Here is a 22,612-nt window from a genome sequence, read left to right as displayed (position 1 = left end):
CGCCAACACCGATAAGTGACCGTTGTTGTACGGAGTGAACGAAGTGGCGTCCAGCGTTTGTGCGCGCGGGCGCCGCCGGGCAGCGCCACCACGAGCAGGTTTAGCCCGCCACAGGTGGGCTCACCCCTTCTACGACAATGACCTTGGCCGTGCCTGCGCCTTCTCGATACGCGGCGGCGGCTTGATACTCCGGCGAGCGGTAGCACGCCAGGGCCTGCTCGTAGGACTCGAACTCAATCACCACGATACGCTGCGCCGCCGGGCCGTTTTCAACCGCTTCACAGCGCCCGCCCCGCGCCAGGAACCGCCCGCCGTATTGGGCAAAGGCAGCAGGGCCGCGTTGAGTGTATTGCGCGTATTGTTCGGGGTCAGTCACATCGACTTGAGCGATCCAGTAGCCTTTCATAGGTAAACCCTGTGTTGAGTGATGGGCACTACGGTAAACCACTTTAACGTGGAGCGCTGCTGTCCACCTCCACCACACACACCTGCGCAGCGGTGGCTTCCAGGCTGTAGAGTCGCGGCAGGCCTGACGCCTGGCTAACCCGTAAGGTAGCCCACTGGCCAAGCACATACTGCCGCCCGCTGCTTACCGCCGTGACCTTGACCGGTGTAGCACAGGGGTTGAAAAACACCACCTCGGTGGCAGCAGAACTCACCGTAGTCGCGGGCTGGCAACTTACCCAACGCAATGCGGCGCGGACGCGACCAGGCTGGTAGATCAGGTTCAGGTCTTGGATCGCCGAGCCCAGCAGCCGGCAACTGACGTGCGCGGCGCCGTCGAAGCTGAAGGGGGCATAGGCCATGAGCCGCTCAGTCTCTACCCCATTCACCTCCAACACCATGCCATCCCCTTCAAGCACTGTGATGATCCGGCGATAGCCGGGGAACACCGAGAAGAGCCCGCTTGCGTCGACGCGGGCAATGGACAGGCGCCAGTCATACTCGCCGGCTGGGTTGGCCGGCGCCTGGAGGATTTCCAATGTAGTGCCCGCGCCGTTTTTCCAGGGCATGGCTGTGTAGTGGTCGGGGGTGTACACCTGTGCATGGGTCATCGGCGCGCCTCGCTGCCAGGGTGGTAATCAGCCAGGTACGAATGCAAGAAATCGCTCGATCAGCGCCCGCAGTACCGGTTGCAAACTGGCCACACGGGCGCCTTGTAGCGCGTAAGGCGCCGCTTCCTCCATGTAGGCACGCTGTGCAAGCTCAAGTTGCACAGCGTGCACCCCCTCGCCAGGGTTACCGTACTGGCGCGTGATGTAGCCGCCTTTGAAACGCCCGTTGAGCACGGCTGGTAGCGCCGGGGCCAGTTGCTCGGCCAGCGCACACAAGCCCTCCCCAATGCCAGGGGCGCAGGCGTTGCCGCTGGCCGTACCGAAGTTGAACACCGGCAGCTCCCCCTCGAACAAATGCGGAATGACCGACCGAATCGAGTGGGCCTCCCACAGCAAGGCATACCCATGAAGGGCCGTGATCCGCTCCAGTTCGCGCTGCAACGCCTGATGATAGGGGTGCCAGTAGAGCTCAAGGCGCCGCGCAACCTCGGCGTCGTCGGGTACCTGCCCTGGTTTGTACAGGGGCACACCATCGAAGGTGGTCAGGGGGCACAGGCCCGTGGTGTTTTGGCCGGGGTACAGGTTGGCGCCATCGGCCGGCCGGTTCAGGTCGATCACGTAGCGTGAATAGCGCGGGCGAAGGGTCGAGGCCCCGAGTTCGGCGGCGAAGCCGTACAGCTCATGAAGGTGCCAGTCAGTGTCATCGAGCGCCTGCCCTACCACGCTGTAGCATCCCTTGAGGTCATCCGGCAGTGCCGTACCAATGTGGGGCATGGAAATCAACAACGGGCCTGCGCCCTGCTGCAAGTTGAAGGTACGGTCGTGGCTCATGGGGCTTTCTCCAGTAAATCGGCCAGGGTGGCGCGGTAGCGGTGCAACGCGTCTGCTTGCAGCGCGTGCTGCCCGTCGTCGATGACCTGCCGGCCACCCACGAAGACATCGCGTACCGGGTTGTTGCCATGCTCGCAAAACACCAGCGAGGAAAGCAGCTGCGCGGGGTCGTGCAGGTGGGCAGCGGGGGCGTCCGGGCTGATCACCACCAGGTCAGCGCGCTGCCCTACCGCTAGCCCGGCCACCGCACGGCCGGTGGCCGCCGCGCCCCCGTTGACCGCCTGAGCGAAGAGCCGGTCGGCCACCCTCGGGGCGCCAGGGCTTGCCAATACATTGCGCCGGCGGTGCAGCAGCCGCTGGCCGTATTCGAGCAGGCGCAGCTCGGCCCACGGGTTGACCGCGACATTGCTGTCCGACCCTATGCCCCAGCGCCCATTGGCCGCCAGAAAGCGCTGCGCGTCGAACAGGCCATCGCCCAGGTTGGCCTCAGTGGTGGGGCACAGGCCCACGGTGGCACCGCTGCGTGCCAGTGCCGCGTATTCCTGATCGTCCATGTGGGTGGCATGTACAAGGCACCAGCGGTTGTTCACAGGCTGGCGATCCACCAGCCATTGCACCGGCCGCTGGCCTAGCACCGCCTTGCACTCCTCGACTTCGAGTGTTTGCTCTGCAATGTGAATATGCACCGGCGCGCCCGGATCCTCGGCGTCAAGCCCTTGAATCAGGCGCGACAAGGACGCCTCGCTCACCGCCCGCAGCGAATGCGGCGCCACACCGTAGCGCCGATTACCGTTTTGCGGCAGCGCCTGTTGCAGGTGCTGGCGAAGCTCCAGTATCCACTCGGGCGAACTGATAAACCGTCGCTGGTGGGGTAAAGGCTCGGCCTGGCCAAAGCCGCCATACTGGTACAGCACAGGCAGCAGGGTGAGGCCGATGCCCACCTCCTCTGCGGCGTGGGCCACCTGCAGCGACAATTCGGCCGGGTTTGCGTACGGCTGGCCTTTCACACCGTGGTGAACGTAGTGAAACTCGCACACCGAGGTGTAGCCGGCCTTGAGCATCTCGATGTACAGGTAGCGGCCAATGGCGTGCAGGTGGTGGGGCTGCACGCGCTGGGCGAATCGATACATCAGGCTGCGCCAGCTCCAGAACGAGTCGGCCGGGTCGCCCAAGGTTTCGGTCAAGCCCGCCATGGCGCGCTGGAAGGTATGGGAATGCAGATTAGGCATGCCGCTGATCACCGGCCCATGGGCCATCGGCGTGCCAGCCGAGGGCGCGGCGTCGCTGCGTACGGTGGTGAAGTCACCGTTGGCGTTCCAGCTCAGCAGTACATTACGGTGCCAGCCGTCAGGCAGCAGGGCGTTGGCGGCAAACACGCTGCCTTGGGCGTGGGCAGCAGACGCTATAGATGTATCCACAAACACCTCTGGGCAATGGGCCGAATGCGAGCGGTCACAGCACGGCCGCTGTATCGCGTGACAGCACGCTGTGCAGAAAGCTGCGGGTACGTGCTTCACGCGGCGCAGTGAACAGTTGTGCGGGCGGCGCCGCCTCGACGATAGCGCCTTGGTCCATCACAACCACCACGTCTGCCACTTCACGGGCAAAGCCCATCTCGTGGGTGACGATCACCATGGTCATGCCTTCGGTCGCCAGGGTTTTCATTACCTGCAACACCTCGCCCACCAGTTCAGGATCGAGCGCCGAGGTGGGTTCATCGAACAGCATCACCTTAGGCTCCATGGCCAGGGCGCGGGCGATGGCCACCCGCTGCTTCTGCCCACCCGACAAGGTGCCGGGGTACACCTGCGCTTTATGTTTAAGGCCCACTTTGTCCAGCAGGCCCAAGCCCTGCGCCTCAGCGGCATGACGGGAGGCGCCACGCAAGGCCATGGGCGCCAGGACGATGTTGTCCAGCACGCTCAGGTGCGGGAACAGGTTGAAGGATTGGAACACCATGCCCACTTGGCTGCGCAAGGCGTCAAGGTCACGCTCAGGCATCCTCTTGCCCTGTTCTACCACTGTGTGGCCGCAGGCGCGCAGGGTGCCGCCCTCGGCGATTTCCAGGCCATTCATGCAGCGCAGGAAGGTACTTTTGCCTGAACCGCTAGGGCCGATGACCACCACCACCTGGCTGGCCTGCACGCTGAAATCGATGTTGTGCAGCACTTGGTGGCTACCAAAGGCTTTGCTCAGGTTCCGAACCTCGATGATAGGGGTACTCATCACACCCTCCCGTCGGCGCGCAGCACCTGTTCAGTACGGCGCAGGATCAATGTGGTGATGCCGGTGAGCATCAGGTAGATGAAGGCAATGGCCAGGTACACCTCAAGCGAGCGATAAGACACGCTGATGATCTTCTCGCCTTCATGCATCACATCGGCGATGGTCAGCAGCGACACCAGCGCCGAGTTCTTGATCAAGGCGATAAACTCGTTGCCCAGCGCGGGGATCATCCGCACGAAGGCCTGGGGCAGAATGACCCGGCGCATGGCCAGCCTGTGCGGCAGGCCCAGCGAGCGCGCCGCTTCCATCTGGCCCTTCTCCACCGACTGGATCGAGCCGCGCACGATTTCCGACACGTACGCCGCGCTGTAAAGGCCCAGGCCCACAATGCCGCACACATAGGCCGGCAGTTGAATCCCAAAGTGCGGCAAGCCGAAGAACAGGATAAACAGCTGCACCAGCAGCGGCGTGCCACGCACCAGGGTCAGGTACAGGGTGCAGGCACCGTAGATCACGGTGCGTTTAGGGTTCAGGCGGCCCAGCCCAATCAACAGGCCCAGCACACAGCCCAGCACCAGCGCTGAAGCGGTAATTTCAACGGTGATGAGGGTACCGGAGGCAAGCGCACGCCAGCCTTCCCAGACCGGGGAAAAATCAAGATCCATGAGGTACTCCGTACGGGCTTACGGTTAGGGGCAGCGTGCGCACAGCCCTGCCAAATCACGCCGGCAGCTGTGCGACAGCGGCTTATTCTTTTGTGGTACCGAACCACTTCTGGGTCAGGGCGGCGTACTCGCCATTGCTGCGCAAGGTGTGCAAGGCCTGGTTCATCTGCTGTTGCAGCTCGGTGTCACTTTTTCGAATGGCGAAGCCGTACAGCTCGGTGGTCAAGCCCTCATCCAGCACGCGCACCTTGGGCTGGCGCTTGGCGTACTCCACCGCTGCCGGTCGACCGGTAACCGCCGCATCCACTCGGCCTATGGCCAGCAGGTCGAACATGGCCTGGTTCTTTTCCACCTCTACCACTGTCACGGCAGGGTAGTTGTTTTTCAAGAAGTCGATGGACTTGGTGCCCACCTGGGCGGAGACCTTCTTGCCTGCCACCAGATCAGCCGGTGCGTTGAGGCTGGCGTCCGCCTTGAGCACCAACACCGCAAGCCCTCCGCGGTAATAGGCGTCTGTGAAATTGACCACCTTTTGGCGCTCTTCAGTCATGTAAATCGCGGACGCAGCCACATCAAAACGGTTGGACATCAGGCCAGGAATCAGGCCCTTGAAGCCGATGTCGACCCACTCGACCTTTTTATTCAGCTGCTTGCCGATCGCTTCGATCAGTTCCACATCGAAGCCGGTGCGTTTGCCATCCTCCACGAACTCCATCGGAGGGAAGGTGGCATCGGTGCCCACGCGCATCACGTCATCGGCGGCCTGGGCCGAGGAACACAGTGAAGCAACGAGCGCACAGGCGGCGACCACAGGGGTGAACAACTTCAACGCTTTCATCACGAATTCCTTTGGCGGGGTAAGTCCTGACAGGACCCGGAAATGGAGTGAGCGGCAGTTAAAGACGATTGCATATGCGGCTGGCTGCTTTTCTGGTGAGGCTGATCAGCTCAGCCTCCCGTGGGCCAACGCGCAGCGTAGGTGCCATCAGGGTAATCGTGCCCTCCAGGGTACCGCCTGCGGAAATCAAGGGGGCACTCACCCCCCACACGCCCAGGTCGACCTCACTGTCGCTGGTGGCATAGCCATTTTTACGAATCCGAACGAGCTCCTTTTCCAGCACCGCCACCGCGTCGGCGCCCTGCGCAGCGTGCGCGTCGAGCAGTTGGCGCTGCACGGGCTCGGGCAAGAACGCCAACAAGCTTTTAGCGGAGGCACCTTGCATCATCGAATGGGAGCGCCCCCGGGTGAACGAGCAGCGCAATGAACTGCTGCTTTCTTCCATCGCGATGCAGACCATTTCGCTGTTGCTGTACACCAGAAGCCCTACGCTCTCCCCGGTGCGCTCGGCCAACGCGGTGAGTTCTTCACGGCTATGGCTGATAAGGCTGGAAGTCTGATCGAACCCCCATGCCAACTGCACGCCAGCAGCCCCTGGTTCGTACAGCCCGGTAGACAGGTGCTCTTGAAGCAAACCCCACTTTTTCAACGAAGCCAGATGCCGGTACACCGTGCTCAACGGCATCTGCACATGCCCAGCAATGCGCTTGGCCGCAATCGGTTTACCCGACTTGGCCACGCAGGTCAGTACTTGGAGAACGCGGTCAACCGTGCTCGTGCTCAGGGGGTCATTCATGCCTGCACTATAAAGGCGGCTTTCTCAATTCAGGAGAGACATTCTCATTGGGCGGGAAAAAACTTACAGATAAGTAGGGAAATGAGGACGTGGCCGCGTGTGTTGCGTGCTCATGTGGCCCACCGAGGGCGTGCGGGGCCTGTTGCCCTGCTCCCTCCGGTGGTGCTCACCCGACCACGCGGAGTGTGTCACGCCGGCGTATCCATCTGCCGCTTGAGCTGTTCCCGCGCCCGGGACAGCCTGGAGCGTACGGTACCGATTGGAATGCCCAGCGAGGAGGCGGTGTCCTGGTAGTTGCCGTCCATTTCCAGGCTGACCTCGATCACCCGCTGCATATTGAGCGGTAACTGGCCGATAGCTTTCACGGCGCGGGTCAACTGACGGTGGCCATCCACTTGGTGACCGATATCGCCACCGGCTGTCACGTCTGCATGGATCTGGTCTTCCCAGCTCTCCTGATAAGGCTGGTTGTACAGCTTACGGAAGTGGTTACGCACCAGGTTCAAGGCAATGCCACACAGCCAGGTCTGAGGCTTGCTAGTTCCTTGGAACTTATGCTCGTTGCGGATCGCCTCAAGGAAGGTGCACTGAAGGATGTCATCCACGTCGTCAGGGTTCATCACCCGTTTCTGGATGAATGCACGCAACATTTGAATTTGATCACTGGTGAGTTGGCCGATGCCGGCCGATACACGAGGAGTGAGCACAATATTGGTCTGCATGAGGTCTGCCTTCCACGGGATTTGACCTTTTACATAGCGACAGCCGTGCCAGTTCCATCAATACTTTTAAGGTTCTGATTTATAAGAAAAAACAGGTCAGCCCCGCAGAAGCTTTGTGCAAGATCTTGCAAAATCCCTCTCCCCGCCACGCGCTATTTGGCACAACAGGCCGCCCGAGCGGCGCCTGCGTTGAACGAATGGAACTGATCCCTGTACAGGTGCCACTCAAGGTCAGGTCCTAGTTCAGAAGCGCGCTATGAAAACCCTCCCGCTGACCAGCCCAGCTATCCCTCACCTGCCGCCGGTCATCCCGCCGGCAGCTCGGGGTACGCCGTCTGGACCGCAGCGCAAGCCAGCGGAGACCGATAAGTCATCGGCCCATGGCCAGGCGACAGCGGACAGCACCCGGGCGCAGGAAGGCCAGTTAACCGTTCGGCGTGACCAGGCCAGTGTCATGCGTGGCCTGCAATCTCTGCGCGAGCAGCAGGCTGAGCATCAGTGGTCGATGGAGCGCAGCTTCGAATCAGGGCAAAAAGCCGGCGCTCGTGATTTACGCAAGCAGTTCCAGAATCGGCTATCGCTTTCAGGCAAGGACGCACTTAAAGAATTACTCAGCCATAGCGGCGGTAATCTCAAGGTCGCCTCGGACCAGCTCAAAGGTGTCATGAGGCAGGTAGAGGATGAGCAAGGCAGTGGAAGCGAGGAGTTCGTCTTCTATCACGGCCTGCTGGGTGAACTGAGGGCAAGCGTCAGGCAAAACCTTAAATCGCCCTATGACAACGGCAAGGCCTCCAAGACACTCCGAGCGCTACAAACCAGAAACAGGCGCAACCGCACGGGTGAGCCCATCCACCGTGCCGCCGTTGAGGACCCGCTCAACTGGGGGGGCTTGGTGGATGCAATGCTCAGCGTGATGCGCGATCACGGCGAATTCGAAAACCCCTTCCGGGAGGTTCGATTTGAGATGGCGTCCGATATCGCCATGGCGGTGCCTAAAAATGCGCTCAAGTTTGCAATCCCAAGCATGACGGGTTTAAACACCACACAAACCGTGGCCAACTTGGTTAAAAACTGTGAGCAGCACTTGACGCGGATGCGTAACAAGAACCCCGGCATCAGTATTGAACCCATCGCGATGGCGCGGCATTTGCTAACCCTCATAGGCCAGCAAATGCCCACTGCACCCACCCGTTTGTTGGTCGATCTGGTGGGCGGTGAACAAACAAAGCATCGGCTGGCCTGTTTCAACGACCTCAACCGTATCCTCAGGCACAGCATGCCTATAAATGTCTGGAACAATAAGTTTCCGGCCGCCGCCATCAACTTGCGCAAGCTCAGTCACGAGCTCGTGCAGGAAGAACACCGACTCGTTTAGGAGAACAGCACCGTATGGAGTCTGTCATCAATGTGCTGAACAACATTGCTCTGTCGGCAATGCGTCGTTCGGAAATCGTCGGTGCCTTTGTGGTGATCGCGATCGTGTTCATGATGATCACGCCGATGCCCACCATGCTGGTGGACGTATTGATCGCCATCAACATCTGCATCTCGTGCCTGCTGATCATGCTGGCCATGCACCTGCCTCGGCCCTTGGCGTTTTCGACCTTCCCGGCCGTGCTGCTGCTGACCACCATGTTCCGCCTGGCGCTGTCGATTTCCACTACCCGCCTGATTCTCCTGAACCAGGACGCCGGCCACATCGTCGAGGCCTTCGGCCAGTTCGTGGTAGGCGGCAACCTGGCAGTGGGCATGGTGATCTTCCTGATCCTTACGGTGGTTAACTTCCTGGTGATCACCAAGGGCTCGGAACGCGTGGCCGAAGTGGGCGCGCGCTTTACCCTTGATGCAATGCCCGGCAAGCAGATGTCCATCGACAGTGACCTGCGCGCTAACCTCATTAGCGTGCAAGAGGCCCGCACCCGCCGTTCGGAGTTGGGCAAGGAAAGCCAGCTGTTCGGGGCCATGGACGGTGCAATGAAGTTCGTCAACGGCGACGCCATCGCCAGCTTGATCATCGTCGCCATCAACATGATCGGTGGTATCGCCATCGGTGTGGTTCAGCACAACATGAGCGCCGGTGACGCGCTTCAGCTGTACACCGTATTGACCATCGGCGACGGTCTGATCGCGCAGATCCCGGCGCTGTTGATCTCGGTCACCTGCGGCATCGTCATTACCCGTGTGCCTAACACTGACTCCACCACCCCGACCAACATCGGTCGCGAAATCGCTGAGCAGATCACCAGCCAGCCCAAGGCCTGGATCATCGCCGCCGTGGCCATGCTGGGCTTTGCGGCCTTGCCAGGCATGCCGACCACCGTGTTTATCGTGATTTCGATCATTTGCGGCACCGGGGGCCTGCTGCAACTGCGCCGCGCCCGCCCGGTAGCGGACGGCACCAGTACCGAAGCTGTGGCACCTGAAATGAACGGCAAAGAAGACCTGCGCGTGTTCTCCCCTAGCCGCCAATTCGTGTTGCAGTTCCACCCCACCCAAGACCAAGCCCTGATCGACGTGCTGGTCAGTGAGATCCGTCAACGCCGTAACCGCCTGGTGGTGGACTACGCGCTGACGCTGCCCTCCTTCATCATCGAGTACACCACAGACCTTGAGCCTGACGAATTCAGGTTCATGGTGTACGAAGTGCCAATACTCAGGGCCACGTTTAACCCCAGCCTGGTCGCCGTCGATCCGCGAATCTTCGAACATGAATACCCTGAACAGTCCTGGACGGGTTTGTTGGACCGTCAGGAAGCAGAGTGGCTGTGGTTGCCCGCCAGCGAGATGTTCGAGCACGACGATGACGTTGAGGTCGTTACCGCTCACACCCTCATCATCGAGCGCATGGAGCGTGCGCTGCATGCGTGCGGGCCGCGCTTCATTGGCCTGCAAGAAGCAAAAGCCATTCTGGGCTGGCTGGAATCGGAACAGCCTGAAGTGGCCCAAGAGATGCAGCGTGCGGTGCCACTGGCACGCTTCTCTGCTGTCTTGCAGCGCCTGGCCGGGGAATGCGTACCGCTGCGCTCGGTACGGGTCATTGCCGAAACCCTGATCGAACACGGCCAATACGAGCGCGAAGTGAGCGCGCTGACGGACTACGTGCGCATCGCACTCAAATCCCAGCTGTATCACCAGTACGCTGGCCCCGAGGGCCTGCTGGTGTGGCTGCTCACCCCTGAGAGCGAGAACATTTTGCGCGATGGCCTGCGCCAGACCCAGACCGAAACCTTCTTCGCATTGAGCAACGACACCAGCCAGCTGTTGGTGGAGCAACTGCGCATGGCCTTCCCTGTGCGGGCCTTGGAAAAGGGCGTGCTGCTGGTGGCTCAGGACTTGCGCAGCCCGCTGCGCACCCTGCTTCAAGAAGAATTCCACCACGTGCCGGTAATGTCCTTCGCTGAAATCGGCGCAACCGCTCAAGTGAAGGTAATGGGCCGCCTCGAACTCGAAGACGAGATGATGGCGCTGGATGACCCTTATGCAGCCTGAAGAGAGATCACGCGACATGTTCGAATTACGGGTATTGACCGGGTTGCACCAGGGCGCCGCACTGCCACTGATCGGCGATCAGTGGGTGATCGGTGCCAACGACACCCTGGACCTTGCCTTGCACGACCCAGGCGTGGCCCCGCGGCACTGCCGGCTGGAGCGAGAAGGCGATGCCTGGGCCTTGAATGCCGAAGAAGGCAAGGTCGTAGACAGCGAGGGGCACGCTCACGCACTGACCGCATTGCAGCCTAATAACCCGTTCGTACTGGGTGGAGTCTGGTTGGCGGTGTGTGAAGCCGAGCAACCCTGGCCGACGCTCCCAGCGCCTGTGCCCGATGCCTCGCCCAGCGAAGCCGAGCAGGCAGCCAGCGAGGCCGCCGGGCAGGTGCCGGTAAAGGCGCGGTCTTCCTTGTTCAACCGGGTAACCCTGATGGTAGTGGGCGCCCTGATCGGCGTGGTGGGCAGTGCCTGGAGCCTCTCTTACAGCACCCCGCCTGGCGCACACAATATGCCGCGCTCAGTCGCCGACGAAACCGTGCAGAGCACTGCACGCCCCGCCAAGGCCACCGATACGCGCGAGCGCCTGAATGCGGACCAGACGGTGCTCAAGCTCAAGGGCATGCTCAGCGACCGCCTTCTGAACGAGGTCACCCTTGAAGAAACCGCCCAAGGGCTGGTACTGCGCGGTAACCTTCAGGACGAATCGCGCCTGGTCTACAAGCGCATGCTGGAGCGCTTCAACGACCGCTACCACAGCGCCGTAACGCTGGTAGATGAGGTGTCGGTGGGTGGTTCATCGCTGCCATTCGCCATCGTGCAGATCATGTCTGGCCCGCAGGCGCATCTGGTGACCGCCGAAGGAAAGCGGATGTACATTGGCGACGAGCTTCAAGGGCTTCGCCTGACCAAAATCGACGACGGCCGGATTGAATTCGAAGGCGATCGCCACTACGAGGTGAACTGGTGAATGCAGCGCTGCAACACTGGGCGCAGGCGCAATCCAACCGCTTGAGCCACTACTCCTCTGTGCGAGTGAGTGGGCGCGTCAGCGCGGTGAGCGGTATTTTGCTCGAATGCCAGGTGCCGGCGGCCAAGGTAGGCGAGCTGTGCGAAGTCAGCAAGGCCGACGGCAGCACCATCCTGGCGGAAATCGTAGGCTTTACCCGCGACTGTACGCTGCTCAGCGCCTTGGGCACCCCGGACGGGATTCAGGTCAACGCGGCCATTCGGCCACTGGGCATCGCCCACCGCATCGGTGTGGACGAACGCCTGCTAGGCAGCGTGCTGGACGGCTTCGGGCGCCCGCTGGTGGGCACTGAGGGTGCCTTTGCCGGGCCCAACGACAGCCGCGACACCCTGCCGGTCATCGCCCCAGCCCTGCCCCCTACCCAGCGCCCGCGCATCACCACCGCGCTGCCCACCGGGATACGTGCCATCGACAGCGCCATTCTGCTGGGTGAGGGCCAGCGTGTGGGGCTGTTCGCCGGCGCCGGTTGCGGCAAGACCACGCTGATGGCGGAGCTGGCGCGCAACATGGGCTGCGACGTGATTGTGTTTGGGCTGATTGGTGAACGAGGGAGGGAACTGCGCGAGTTTCTCGACCACGAATTGGACGATACCCTGCGGCAACGCTCGGTGCTGGTGTGTGCGACCTCAGACCGCTCCAGCATGGAGCGTGCCCGGGCCGCTTTCACTGCCACAGCCATTGCCGAAGCGTTTCGTGCCAAGGGCCTTAAGGTACTGCTGTTGATCGACTCACTCACCCGCTTCGCCCGTGCGCAACGTGAGATCGGCATTGCTGCTGGTGAGCCGTTGGGCCGCGGCGGCCTGCCACCTTCGGTGTATACGCTGCTGCCTCAGTTGGTCGAGCGCGCAGGCATGAGCGAGGCCGGTTCGATCACCGCGTTGTACACCGTACTGATCGAGCAGGATTCGATGAACGACCCGGTGGCGGACGAAGTTCGCTCACTGCTTGATGGCCACATTGTGCTGTCGCGCAAGTTGGCTGAACGCGGCCACTACCCGGCGATCGATGTGCAGGCCAGCATCAGCCGGATCTTGAGCAACGTGACGGGGCGTGAGCACCAGCAAGCCAATAACCGGCTGCGTCGCCTCATCGCCGCCTACCGTCAGGTAGAAATGCTGCTGCGGTTAGGTGAGTACCAGCCCGGCGGGGACCCTATCACAGACTGTGCGGTCAACCTCAACGGGCCGATCAATGCGTTCTTGCAGCAGGACTTGCGCGAACCGGTGCCCTTGCAGGACACCCTTGAGGCCCTGATGCAGCTCACCTCGCAATTACCGGAGTAACCATGGAAGAGCCCCTGGAAGCTGACCCGCAACGTGTAGCACTCGAAGAAGTGGTGCATATCCTCACACCGCTGCGTCAGCACCGGCAGGCTTCGGCTGAGCGCAAGCAACGCCAGGCGGAGCACTCGCTGCAAGCCACCCGTGAACGCCTGGCACAGGCGCGCGAGCACTTGGCACAGGAGCGGGCGCACCAGGCGGAACGACGCGTAGCCCTCTCCACGCAGTACATGCAACAGGCGATGAACCTGACCCAGATCGACCGCTGGCACGATCAGGAGCGGAGCATGACCAATCAGCTGTCGCGCCTGCGTCAGGGCATTCATCAGCAGACCCAGGCCGTGGAAGATGAACAGCAGCACGTACAGCAGGCCCAGAGCGCCGCCAAGGCCGCGCAGCGGGCGGTCGAAAAGCTCGCGTGCCTGGCCGAGGCAATGAATGATGAAAGCTGAGCCGCGCCACCCTTCCCTACCGCCAAAGGCGCCTGTGCCTGCGCCTGCACCTTCAGCTCCCGCTCCATCTGCCAAGGAGCCGCCGCCGATGGCACCGCGCGGCCGTAGCGAGAGTGACCGGTCGCGCACGGCGTGGGCCGGCCGGGAAGCAGAGTCTGTGATAAACGCCGACGGCCAGCTGTTCGCGCAGTTGCTGCAACCGGTGACCGAAGACGGCGGCCAGGGCGGCTGGGGTGGTAGCGCCGTGGCGCTGACACCGCCCGCCGACGACGTACCTGCCGAGCTGATGAGCGAAGTGGCCCAGCGCCTGACCCAGGCCCCGTTGGGCCCACTGAACATAACCCTGTTGATGCCCAACCTGGGGCGCGTCGAGGTGAATGCCTCGTCTCAAGGCGGCCAGTGGCACGTGGAGCTGGGTTTCGCACGCCGAGAGGTGTATAAGCGCTTGCGGCCCCGAGAGCGCTCGTGCGAAACGGCGTTGGCCTGCGCACTGGGCCAGCCCGTGGCGTTGTCCATGCATGAGGCGTTCGCTTGAATACGTTGAAATTACCCAAGGTTCACCCGGCGCTCGCCAGCGTCACCCGTGCCCTGGGCGCGCGGGTCATCTTGCCCTACACCATCGAAGGCGCCAGCGGTGAGCTGGCATTGCAGCCCAGCACCACCGAGCCGGGCGATGACACCGGGCTATGGTTGAACAGCGCCGTGGGCGCCCTGTGGATCAGCGATGCGGCAGCCGTGCTCAGCCTGCTGACCGCGCAACCTGTGGTGGTCGCCGGTACGCCCCAACCCTGGTACTGGCAGTTGATCAGCCAGCAACTGGCCCCAGAAGTAGCGCACTGCCTGGCCCCCGTTGAATGCCTGGCCACTGAGCCACCCAGCGGGCCTCTGGTGCGGTGCCGCCTGCACGTCACCTTGGGCGATGACCACGTGTATGCCTACCTGAAGGCTGCGCCTGACACCCTGTTACGCTGGTTGCGCATGCCTGGCTGGCAGAGCGGGCAAAGCCCTATCGCAGACAGCTTCGCCATTCCCGCCCCGCTCGTGGTAGGCCGCTCCAGCCTTACCGCCGAGCAACTGGCCTCCCTGCGCCCGGGCGATGTGTTGCTGCCTCAGCAGTGCCTGTTCGATAGCAATGGCAATGGCCTGATCGAACTGGCCGGGCGTACCTGGGCATGTCACACCACCCTTGATCAGGGCCAGCTGTTCCTGACCCTTAGCCACGAGGAACAACCCTATGAGTAACCTTGAGCACGAGACGGGCCTGGCGCAGCACGCGCCCTCCGAGGAAGAGGCCTACGCCGAGGAGCAAGGCTGGGCTGATGAAGGCGAGTACGACGAAAACGCCCCGGTAGCCGACGCCGAGGATGAGTTTGACCACGACGAACAGGCCGAGGCCCCGCCTGCGGCGGCACTGGACCCGCTGAGCCACCTTCCGCTTGAGTTGACGCTGCGTTGCGGTCACCTGGCCTTGACCCTGGGTGAGCTGCGCCGACTCAGCAGTGGCACGGTCCTCGAAGTCGCTGGCGTCACACCTGGCTTCGCGACGCTGTGCCATGGCGAGCAAGTGGTGGCTGAAGGTGAGCTGGTTGATGTTGATGGCCGCCTGGGCTTGCACATCACGCGGACGGCGTCGCTCTCATGATCATGGACGGGGTGAACCCGGTTCTGCTGGCGCTGTTTCTTGGCGGGCTGTCGCTGATTCCGTTTTTGCTCATCGTCTGCACGGCCTTTCTCAAAATCTCCATGACTTTGCTTATCACCCGCAACGCCATTGGTGTGCAGCAGGTGCCCCCGAACATGGCCATCTACGGCATTGCCCTGGCGGCCACCCTCTTCGTGATGGCGCCGGTGGCCCATGAGATTCAACAACGGGTCAAGGCACACCCGCTGGACATGTCGTCGACCGACAAGCTACAGGCCAGTGCCGGCGGCATCATTGACCCGATACAGGCGTTCATGACGCGCAACACCAACCCGGACGTCTCGGCGCACCTGCTGGAAAATACCCAGCGCATGTGGCCCAAGGAAATGGCCGACAAGGCCACCCGTAATGACCTGCTGCTGGCCATTCCGGCGTTCGTGCTGAGCGAGCTGCAGGCAGGCTTTCAGATTGGTTTTCTGATCTACATCCCGTTCATCGTGATCGACCTGATCATCTCCAACCTGTTGCTGGCACTGGGCATGCAGATGGTCTCGCCGATGACCATCTCGCTACCGCTCAAACTGCTGCTGTTCGTGCTGGTCAACGGCTGGACACGTTTGCTCGACAGCCTTTTCTATTCGTATATGTGAGGCCGTCATGGAAGCGTTGGCGCTGTTCAAGCAAGGCATGATCCTGGTGGTGATACTCACCGCGCCTCCGTTGGCGGTCGCGGTACTGGTGGGGGTCGTCACTTCGCTGTTGCAGGCCCTGATGCAGATCCAGGACCAAACCCTTCCCTTCGGCATCAAGCTCACGGCCGTGGGCCTGACCCTGGCCATGACCGGGCGCTGGATCGGCGTGGAGTTGATCCAGTTCATCAACATGGCCTTCGACCTGATTGCGCGGTCTGGCGGAGCGCACTGAGTGGGAGCGCCGCTGCCGTTCGACGCCCAGTACCTGCTGCAGCTGATGATGGGTATAGCCCTGGCCATGGCAAGGCTGCTGCCGTGCATGATGCTGGTGCCGGCCTTTTGCTTTAAATACCTCAAGGGCCCGCTGCGCTATGCGGTGGTCATCACCGTGGCGTTGATCCCAGCACCGGCGATCAGCGACGTGCTTACCGGCCAGGAAGACATTATCGTCATCGCCGGCCTGGTGCTGAAAGAAGCGGTACTGGGGGTGCTGCTGGGTTGTTTGCTCTACGCACCCTTCTGGATGTTCGCCTCGGTGGGCGCGCTACTGGACAGCCAGCGCGGCGCGCTCAGCGGTGGCCAGCTGAACCCTACGCTCGGCCCGGACGCTACCCCGCTGGGTGAATTGTTCCAGGAGGCGCTTATCCTGCTGGTCATTCTCTCCGGCGGGCTGTCGTTGATCCTGCAAGTGATTTGGGACAGCTACCTGATCTGGCCCCCTACCACCTGGGTGCCGATCATGACCCAGAGCGGGCTGGATGTGTTTCTGGAACAAATCAACCAAACCTTGCAACACATGATGTTGTACGCCGCGCCCTTCATCGGTTTGTTGCTGTTTATCGAGGCGGCATTGGCCATCATCGGCCTGTATGCCCAGCAACTGAACGTATCGATCCTCTCGATGCCGGCCAAGAGCATGGCAGGCCTGGCGTTCCTGATCGTTTACCTACCTACCCTGCTGGAACTCGGTAATGGGCAGATCCACCAGCTGAACGACCTCAAGGCGCTGTTCGGCCTTCTGGTACAGGTGCCGCATGGCTGAAAAAACAGAAAAAGCCACACCCAAACAGCTACGCGACGCCCGCGAGAAGGGCCAAGTCGCTCAGAGCCAGGACTTCGGCAAGCTGTTGGTGCTGTTGGTGGTGAGCGAAGTGACCCTTGGCCTTGCCGACGAAAGCGTGCGCAAGCTCACGGATTTGCTGGGCCTGGCGTTGGATTCCACGGGCCGGTCGTTCGAGGCCTCGGTGGGCCAGGTGGCGATGGCAGGCTTTACGCTGCTGTGCGGGTTTGTCGTGCTCAGCGTGGGCGTGGCCGTGATCATGCGGCTGATCAGCAGTTGGCTGCAGATCGGGTTTTTGTTCGCCCCGAAGGCATTGAAATTCGACCTCAAGAAGATCGACCCCTTCTCCCATGCCAAGCAGATGTTTTCCGGCCAGAACCTCACCAACCTGCTCTTGAGTATTCTCAAGGCCGCAGCGATTAGCATCACCTTGTATGTGGTGGTCAAGCCGGAGCTGGGCACGCTGATTCTGCTGTCCAACTCAGACCTGACCACCTACTGGCATGCCCTGCTGGTGCTGTTCCGCCATATCTTGCGCTCCACCCTTGGGCTGTTGCTGGTGCTGGCGGCACTGGACTTGATCATGCAGAAGTACTTCCACGCCAAGAAGCTGCGCATGAGCCATGAAGACATCAAGAACGAATACAAGCAGTCCGAAGGCGACCCCCACGTTAAGGGTCACCGTAAGCAACTGGCCCATGAGTTGCTGAACCAGGCGCCCAGCTCGGCGCCCAGGCCTGTGGAAGAAGCCGACATGGTGGTGGTGAACCCCACCCACTACGCCGTGGCACTGTTCTACCGCCCTGGCCAAACGCCTTTGCCGCGCATTCACTGCAAGGGTGAGGATGGCCACGCGCTTGACCTGATTGCCCGGGCCAAGCGAGCGAAGATCCCGGTGGTGCAGAGCGTCTGGCTGGCCCGCACGCTGTACAAGGTTGACGAAGGGCGCTACATCCCGCGCACTACGCTGCTGGCTGTGGCCCATATCTATCAGGTGGTGAAACAGCTGGACGAGGTCACCGACGAGGTGATTCGGATAGAGAGCTGAATCGGTAGCAGCCCGCCTTGGCGGCAACCGGCCTCAATACCGATGTGAGGCCGGTCGCGAGAAAGCATTCGTAGAAAGGCCTTAAACGATATCCTTGACATCTTTTGGGACAGAAGGCTGCTTAGCGCTCGAGGACAAGGCTTCGTCCTCGGAGGGTGATAGTGGCTGAGCGTGCCATGGTCGACGTATAGACGTTTTAAACGCAGGGTCGGCACCGGAAGCCTGATGTCCGGGTTGTCGCAAAGACGCAATTGGCATGGGTGCCGCCGGAGTTGCTGGTTGTGCTTGAGGGTTGGTAGGCGTTTGCATAGGCATATTTTGCCCCTGAGGGGCCTGAGTTTGGGCGGGTAGGCGGCGTCGGGTCAGGTCATTACCGAAGCGTTGAGCGCCGGTCAAGAATGCTTGGGTGCCGGTAGCGATGGACGAACCGGCGGTTTCCAGCGCACCCGGCGTCTTTTTAGCAAGCTCGACGCCAGCCGCTGGCAGACCTGCTACAAATTTGCCACCGGTTTTAGCTCCGCTGCCCACTTTATTGACTCCACTCTCTACAGCCTTGGGAACATTGTCGTCGATCTTCTTAGACCATAGTCTAGGCAATGACTCTCCCAATGAAGCGGCGCCAGCATTAAGGGCGAAGGACGCGGTACTAAGGGCGTTTCTTACTCCTTGTGTCGCGAGTGTTGTCGCCATTGCCCCAAGGTCGTGCTTTGCAGCCAAGTCAGCGGTGGCCCTAACCCCGGCGCCCATCGCGGCAAACCCCATTGCGAGCACACTGTTGCCCACCACGCTGATGGGGTCAACCATAGCCTTTGTGACCTCGCCGGTAATCGCGGCCTTCATGGCCGTGCCTACACCCTCGCCCACTCTGGCAGAACCCATTTTCATCACACGCGTTGCATTCATAGCCCTCAGTGATTCGAGATCGTCGAGCCATTGAGTGTCTTCTTCAATGGGTTTGTGCGGCTGACCATGCTCAACGTCGTCTCGGCGGCCATAGAGCATCCCAGGGCCTGCCACATTGTTTTTGCGGTCTTTAGTAATGTTGTACTGTTCAATCGCCATACCTACCATAATGGCCGTCACCGGCCTCAAGGCAAGTTGCAAGGTCGAGTCCAATTTCTGCTTTTCAGCGGCCGTCATGATGATCGAGCCTAGGTACATGGAACCATCACGCACCAAGAACCCAACCAGCGATTTATTGAATGCGCTGAAGGCCTCACCCAGTGGCCCTTTGTCCAATGCCTCTAGCTTGTGTGCGAGTGAATCCTGCAACGCCGGGTGAAGCGTGCTGCTGTCTGGCTTAAGGTAAGAGCCTGGCTTAAAGCCCGCTAACAGCGCATTACCACCGGAGTCCGCCATACCTGCCCATAAGCAAGAAACAGCATTCTGCTTGGCAGCCTCCATCACAGCCTTGGGAGCAGTGCCCCCTAACTCCAAGATATGAGGCGCGAAATTGCCTGCTTCAGTAAGCGTTGCAAAGGGGGCATTTGCTATAAAGGCTCGAGCGAGCCCAAAGCACCTGTCAGCAGTGCCCGCCCGTGACTCAAGCTGCCTCAGTTCCTGGATCGAGAAATTGTTCTCGTCCAGGCGTTTTGCCCGGTCAAGGCACAGTGCATCGATTTGAGCATTGTGAGCACAAGTTTCCTCATCGACGGCTTGACCGGCCGGCGGTTCAGGCTTGCGGTCAGAACTGTAGATTTTTTGCAGATGGCCGTGCATCTCAGTGGCACGCTGGTTAAGCACCGTAGCCGGGGCCAACGCCTGCGTGGCCGGTGGCGCCGCTATTTCGTGTGAGTCAATAGTGTGGTGAGCTTGGGCTTGGCGTATACCTACACTTGCAGTATCCATGTTCATACCCTCTTAGTGATCGGCAGATGCAGATAGAAGGGTGTAGGCGACTCTGGTGGCCTACGTGCCCACCCGCCAATCACTGCCCGCTTTGAACACGCCTCAATCTGGACGCTGTAAGCGGCGACACCCTCGTGCTGAGTGACCGTGCAAGAAAAAGGGTTCCAATCTGGTTAACAAAACTGAAATAACCGCTACCGACGTTCGGCACCGTCAAGGGGGGCGGCGTTAATGGGGCTCTCTAGCCCAGCCAAAGCCAGCTGTGTATCGCGAATATGATTCAGGGAAAGGCCCGCGTTGGCGCCTCGGGGGAGCGCGTGCCAGATCATGAAGTCCTGGCGTGCGTCGAAGAAGAGAAAGTAGGCGCTGTAGCGCTCTGCATTGCGGAAACGCCGCGCCAGGGCCTGGCGCAGTTGCTCAGGCGACAGCACCGTGTGTTCGAGGCGTAACGCCAAGCCCCAGTGCCGGTGCTCGCGGCAGCTGACGAACGACACCCCCTTGGCTATCTCCCACACTGCGGCCCGTTCGGCCAGCAGGTGGGCATAGAAGGCGTGCTCGTCCGCCACCGTACGCATCGTCCATCAGTCCTTAAGCGGTACTACGGTGTAATCCACCTTGGGGTCGCGGTCGTTCAAGCCCTGACGCATGTCCTGAGGCCACCAGATCACCAATTGGCGATCCGTGGCATCCGGGCGCTCGCAGGCGTAACCGGTGCAGCCGGCCCGTGTGGAGCACCCGCTCAAGGTGGCCAGGCCCAGTACAGCGATGGCAATCGCGTAGAACTTCATGGTGCAGTGCTCCGTAGCAAGGAGGGACGACCCTGGCCAGTGTTAGTCACGGCCTGTGTAGGCTGACGCAGCGCGATGTACACCTCGCTTTCAGCCCCTGGCTGTAACCAGGCGTGCGGCCAGGCCGCTACCCCCATCGCCCAGCGACCGCCGCAGCGGCTCTCATCGATACGCAGCGGCTTGCTGGTCTGGTTTCTCGCCACTACCACCGCAACGCCCCAGTTTTTCTGGGCAAACCATTGCGAACGCTGCGCGTCGATTACCAATCCATTGGCCGGATCACAAAGGGTTTCCGCCTGGAATGGCAGCGCCTTGGACAAGGTAAAGCCAGGCGGTGATACCCCATCGAGCAACTGGGTGAACGCGGTGGCAATGTCTCCGCGAGTAGGCTGCACGAAGCCATCACGGCGGTTATCGATCCGCTTCATTTGGTCGTCCACGTCATGCGGGTTGCCATTTTCTACATACCGCGACGGGTTGATCTGGTCACCGATCAGCCGTGGGGTAAGGATGAACAAGCGCTCACGCTGGTTCAGCTCACGGCTGCGCGACTGGAACAGCAGCTTGCCGATGTAGGGAATATCCCCTAGCAGCGGCACCTTGCGGATCCGGTCGTTAGCCTCAAGCCCGTGGAAGCCGCCGATCACCAGCGAGCCGCGTTCGGCAATCACCGCCTGGGTGCTGACGTTACCTTTGCGCACTGCGGGCTGTTCGTCATTGATCTGCGACACATCTATCTGACCGTCCTCAATGTCAACGATCAACTGCACCTGGGTTTTCTCACCCTTTTCCAGCGCCCGTGGAATGACCTGCAAGCTGGTGCCTGCGGTAATGGGTTGGATATTGGCCACGCGCTCGGACAGTGCCGTGAGGTATTCGGTACGGCTGAAATCGATGACCGCTGGCTGGTTTTCCAGTGTGAGGATGGACGGGTTGCCAATGATCGAAGCAGAACCGTTTCCTTCCAGGGCATGCAGGTCGGCGGCGAACTTGCCCGCGTCCTGGATGAACAGGGTGGAAGTGGTACCGGTATCGAACAGGTTGGCGCCACCGCTGACGCTGCCTGCATTGAAGTTCCAACGGCTGGACAGCTCTGCCAGTTCGTTGCGGTCGATGTCGAGAATCACGGCGTCGATTTCGATGACGTTACGCGGCACGTCCAGTTGCTTGACCACGTCTTCATACATGGCGCGGCGCTTGGGCAAGTCATAGATCAGCACGGCGTTGTTACGCACATCGGCGCTGACGCGGATTTTCGCCCGGGTTGAGCTGCGCTCACCTGAGCCCTTACTCTTACCCGGTGAACCTCCGAGTACCTGGTCCAGGCCATCCTCCAGCGCGCCCATGTCCATGCTGTTGCCCAGGCCACCGTAGTTGAGGCCCATGGCGTTACCACCCGGCACACCGCTGGCCGTGCCCGTTCCGCCGGTCAGGTTGATGCCGTTGATGGATTCGCCGCGTGAGCGGTTTTCCAGCAACTCCTGAAGGATGCTGGCCACCCCGGCCACGTTGAGCTGCTGATCGCGGTAGCGGATCGTCCGGTCAGCGGCGTTGGCGTACTTGAGCGGCAGCACCACGATGTCCTGCTTCTCGGCTTTCTCGGGCGTCTCCACCTTGCGGCTGTAGTCGCGGATGAAATCCACGTATTTGGCCGGGCCACGCACCAGCACCAGGCCTTCGTCGGGCAATACACCCCAACCAAAGCGCGGGTCCAGCAGGCCCACATCGGTCAGTGCCTGCTGCATGTCATCGACGGCGTCGGAAGACACCTCGATACGCGCAGTGGTCTGATCGGAGGTCGGGCTGACGTACAGCGTCTCGTTGTAGACGAACCACTGGAAATGGTTTTCCTGGCCGAGACGGTCGAGGAACGCCTGGGGGCTGGCGGCACGAATGCGCCCATCCACCACAGCGTCCATCGCTGGCATGTCCAGGCTCATGCCAAATTCTTTAGCGAAATCGCTAAGGGTGGTATTCAAGCTGGTTTGCCGGGCGTCATACGCATACGCCGTACGCTTCCAGCTTTCAGGTACCGCTGCCCAACCTTGTTGGCTGATGAACAGTACTAACCAAGGCAGCCACATCACAGCCTTTCGCATTTAATGCTCCACGGGGCCAGGCATCGAAGAGGGGGGTGCGCGGCGAGGGTAAGC

25 protein-coding genes are annotated in these 22,612 nt (G+C 61.2%); 12 read left to right on the top strand and 13 right to left on the bottom strand.

The window, feature by feature from the left end; all coding sequences use genetic code 11:
- Nucleotides 1-100: 100 nt before the first annotated feature.
- From AC4LE2_RS07685 to AC4LE2_RS07645, 9 genes are all read right to left on the bottom strand, one after another.
- The gene (locus AC4LE2_RS07685) at nt 101-406 is read right to left on the bottom strand and encodes a DUF1330 domain-containing protein (protein WP_491825192.1); all 306 of its coding nucleotides are present in this window, start codon (nt 404-406) and stop codon (nt 101-103) included.
- 43 nt (nt 407-449) lie between these two features.
- Nucleotides 450-1,055 (bottom strand): HutD/Ves family protein, encoded by a 606-nt coding sequence (locus tag AC4LE2_RS07680; RefSeq protein WP_491825191.1) that lies wholly within the window; start codon nt 1,053-1,055, stop codon nt 450-452.
- A gap of 27 nt (nt 1,056-1,082) precedes the next feature.
- Nucleotides 1,083-1,886 carry an N-formylglutamate deformylase gene (hutG, locus tag AC4LE2_RS07675; protein WP_491825190.1) on the bottom strand — a complete coding sequence of 268 codons (804 nt, stop codon included), beginning with the start codon at nt 1,884-1,886 and terminating at the stop codon, nt 1,083-1,085.
- Nucleotides 1,883-3,304 (bottom strand): formimidoylglutamate deiminase, encoded by a 1,422-nt coding sequence (locus AC4LE2_RS07670; RefSeq protein WP_491825189.1) that lies wholly within the window; start codon nt 3,302-3,304, stop codon nt 1,883-1,885. The genes hutG and AC4LE2_RS07670 overlap by 4 nt, the downstream gene beginning before the upstream one ends.
- A 34-nt stretch (nt 3,305-3,338) precedes the next feature.
- Entirely contained in the window at nt 3,339-4,100 is a 762-nt protein-coding gene (locus tag AC4LE2_RS07665; protein WP_491828081.1) for an amino acid ABC transporter ATP-binding protein, read from the bottom strand.
- Between the two features lie 11 nt (nt 4,101-4,111).
- On the bottom strand, nt 4,112-4,777 hold the full coding sequence (locus AC4LE2_RS07660) for an amino acid ABC transporter permease (RefSeq protein WP_491825188.1): 666 nt from the start codon (nt 4,775-4,777) through the stop codon (nt 4,112-4,114).
- Nucleotides 4,778-4,859: 82 nt separating this feature from the next.
- Complete coding sequence (locus AC4LE2_RS07655; RefSeq protein ID WP_491825187.1) at nt 4,860-5,615, bottom strand: transporter substrate-binding domain-containing protein; 756 nt, start codon at nt 5,613-5,615, stop codon at nt 4,860-4,862.
- A 58-nt stretch (nt 5,616-5,673) separates the two neighbouring features.
- Nucleotides 5,674-6,411 carry an IclR family transcriptional regulator gene (locus AC4LE2_RS07650; RefSeq protein ID WP_491825186.1) on the bottom strand — a complete coding sequence of 246 codons (738 nt, stop codon included), beginning with the start codon at nt 6,409-6,411 and terminating at the stop codon, nt 5,674-5,676.
- A gap of 188 nt (nt 6,412-6,599) precedes the next feature.
- Nucleotides 6,600-7,133, bottom strand: a complete 534-nt coding sequence (locus AC4LE2_RS07645) for an RNA polymerase sigma factor (protein ID WP_491825185.1) — start codon at nt 7,131-7,133, stop codon at nt 6,600-6,602.
- A gap of 256 nt (nt 7,134-7,389) precedes the next feature.
- Here AC4LE2_RS07645 and AC4LE2_RS07640 point away from each other — a divergent pair, with 256 nt between their 5' ends.
- The 12 genes from AC4LE2_RS07640 to sctU all read left to right on the top strand — a co-directional run bounded on the left by AC4LE2_RS07640 (nt 7,390) and on the right by sctU (nt 17,823).
- A complete protein-coding gene (locus AC4LE2_RS07640) occupies nt 7,390-8,508 on the top strand; it encodes a hypothetical protein (RefSeq protein ID WP_491825184.1) in 1,119 nt (372 codons plus the stop codon).
- Between the two features lie 14 nt (nt 8,509-8,522).
- Nucleotides 8,523-10,622, top strand: coding sequence for a type III secretion system export apparatus subunit SctV (gene sctV, locus AC4LE2_RS07635; RefSeq protein ID WP_491825183.1), 2,100 nt, complete (start codon nt 8,523-8,525; stop codon nt 10,620-10,622).
- Between the two features lie 16 nt (nt 10,623-10,638).
- Nucleotides 10,639-11,589 (top strand): FHA domain-containing protein, encoded by a 951-nt coding sequence (locus AC4LE2_RS07630; RefSeq protein ID WP_491828080.1) that lies wholly within the window; start codon nt 10,639-10,641, stop codon nt 11,587-11,589.
- On the top strand, nt 11,586-12,932 hold the full coding sequence (locus tag AC4LE2_RS07625) for a FliI/YscN family ATPase (protein ID WP_491825182.1): 1,347 nt from the start codon (nt 11,586-11,588) through the stop codon (nt 12,930-12,932). Before AC4LE2_RS07630 ends, AC4LE2_RS07625 begins: the two co-directional genes overlap by 4 nt.
- A gap of 2 nt (nt 12,933-12,934) precedes the next feature.
- Nucleotides 12,935-13,381: a type III secretion system stalk subunit SctO gene (sctO, locus tag AC4LE2_RS07620; protein WP_491825181.1), complete on the top strand. Its 447-nt coding sequence runs from the start codon at nt 12,935-12,937 to the stop codon at nt 13,379-13,381.
- An 88-nt stretch (nt 13,382-13,469) separates the two neighbouring features.
- The gene (locus tag AC4LE2_RS07615; protein WP_491825180.1) at nt 13,470-13,916 is read left to right on the top strand and encodes a type III secretion system HrpP C-terminal domain-containing protein; all 447 of its coding nucleotides are present in this window, start codon (nt 13,470-13,472) and stop codon (nt 13,914-13,916) included.
- Nucleotides 13,913-14,623 carry a type III secretion system protein gene (locus AC4LE2_RS07610; protein ID WP_491825179.1) on the top strand — a complete coding sequence of 237 codons (711 nt, stop codon included), beginning with the start codon at nt 13,913-13,915 and terminating at the stop codon, nt 14,621-14,623. The genes AC4LE2_RS07615 and AC4LE2_RS07610 overlap by 4 nt, the downstream gene beginning before the upstream one ends.
- On the top strand, nt 14,616-15,023 hold the full coding sequence (locus AC4LE2_RS07605; protein WP_491825178.1) for a FliM/FliN family flagellar motor switch protein: 408 nt from the start codon (nt 14,616-14,618) through the stop codon (nt 15,021-15,023). The genes AC4LE2_RS07610 and AC4LE2_RS07605 overlap by 8 nt, the downstream gene beginning before the upstream one ends.
- Complete coding sequence (gene sctR, locus AC4LE2_RS07600; protein WP_491825177.1) at nt 15,020-15,673, top strand: type III secretion system export apparatus subunit SctR; 654 nt, start codon at nt 15,020-15,022, stop codon at nt 15,671-15,673. Before AC4LE2_RS07605 ends, sctR begins: the two co-directional genes overlap by 4 nt.
- Nucleotides 15,674-15,680: 7 nt before the next feature.
- On the top strand, nt 15,681-15,947 hold the full coding sequence (sctS, locus tag AC4LE2_RS07595) for a type III secretion system export apparatus subunit SctS (RefSeq protein ID WP_491825176.1): 267 nt from the start codon (nt 15,681-15,683) through the stop codon (nt 15,945-15,947).
- A gap of 12 nt (nt 15,948-15,959) precedes the next feature.
- A complete protein-coding gene (gene sctT, locus AC4LE2_RS07590; RefSeq protein WP_491828079.1) occupies nt 15,960-16,757 on the top strand; it encodes a type III secretion system export apparatus subunit SctT in 798 nt (265 codons plus the stop codon).
- Nucleotides 16,750-17,823 carry a type III secretion system export apparatus subunit SctU gene (gene sctU, locus AC4LE2_RS07585; protein WP_491825175.1) on the top strand — a complete coding sequence of 358 codons (1,074 nt, stop codon included), beginning with the start codon at nt 16,750-16,752 and terminating at the stop codon, nt 17,821-17,823. The genes sctT and sctU overlap by 8 nt, the downstream gene beginning before the upstream one ends.
- 81 nt (nt 17,824-17,904) lie before the next feature.
- Here the strand turns inward: sctU and AC4LE2_RS07580 are convergent, their stop codons facing one another.
- The 4 genes from AC4LE2_RS07580 to sctC all read right to left on the bottom strand — a co-directional run bounded on the left by AC4LE2_RS07580 (nt 17,905) and on the right by sctC (nt 22,558).
- A complete protein-coding gene (locus tag AC4LE2_RS07580; RefSeq protein ID WP_491825174.1) occupies nt 17,905-19,542 on the bottom strand; it encodes a RopAA-2 in 1,638 nt (545 codons plus the stop codon).
- A 323-nt stretch (nt 19,543-19,865) separates the two neighbouring features.
- Nucleotides 19,866-20,246: a type III secretion protein HrpV gene (locus AC4LE2_RS07575; RefSeq protein ID WP_491825173.1), complete on the bottom strand. Its 381-nt coding sequence runs from the start codon at nt 20,244-20,246 to the stop codon at nt 19,866-19,868.
- A 6-nt stretch (nt 20,247-20,252) separates the two neighbouring features.
- Nucleotides 20,253-20,459: an HrpT family type III secretion system protein gene (gene hrpT / locus AC4LE2_RS07570; RefSeq protein ID WP_491825172.1), complete on the bottom strand. Its 207-nt coding sequence runs from the start codon at nt 20,457-20,459 to the stop codon at nt 20,253-20,255.
- Nucleotides 20,456-22,558 (bottom strand): type III secretion system outer membrane ring subunit SctC, encoded by a 2,103-nt coding sequence (gene sctC / locus AC4LE2_RS07565; RefSeq protein ID WP_491825171.1) that lies wholly within the window; start codon nt 22,556-22,558, stop codon nt 20,456-20,458. The genes hrpT and sctC overlap by 4 nt, the downstream gene beginning before the upstream one ends.
- Nucleotides 22,559-22,612: the final 54 nt, after the last annotated feature.

Source organism: Pseudomonas sp. 9.3L, from assembly GCF_058536285.1.
This window is presented reverse-complemented; position numbering and strand designations above follow the sequence as displayed.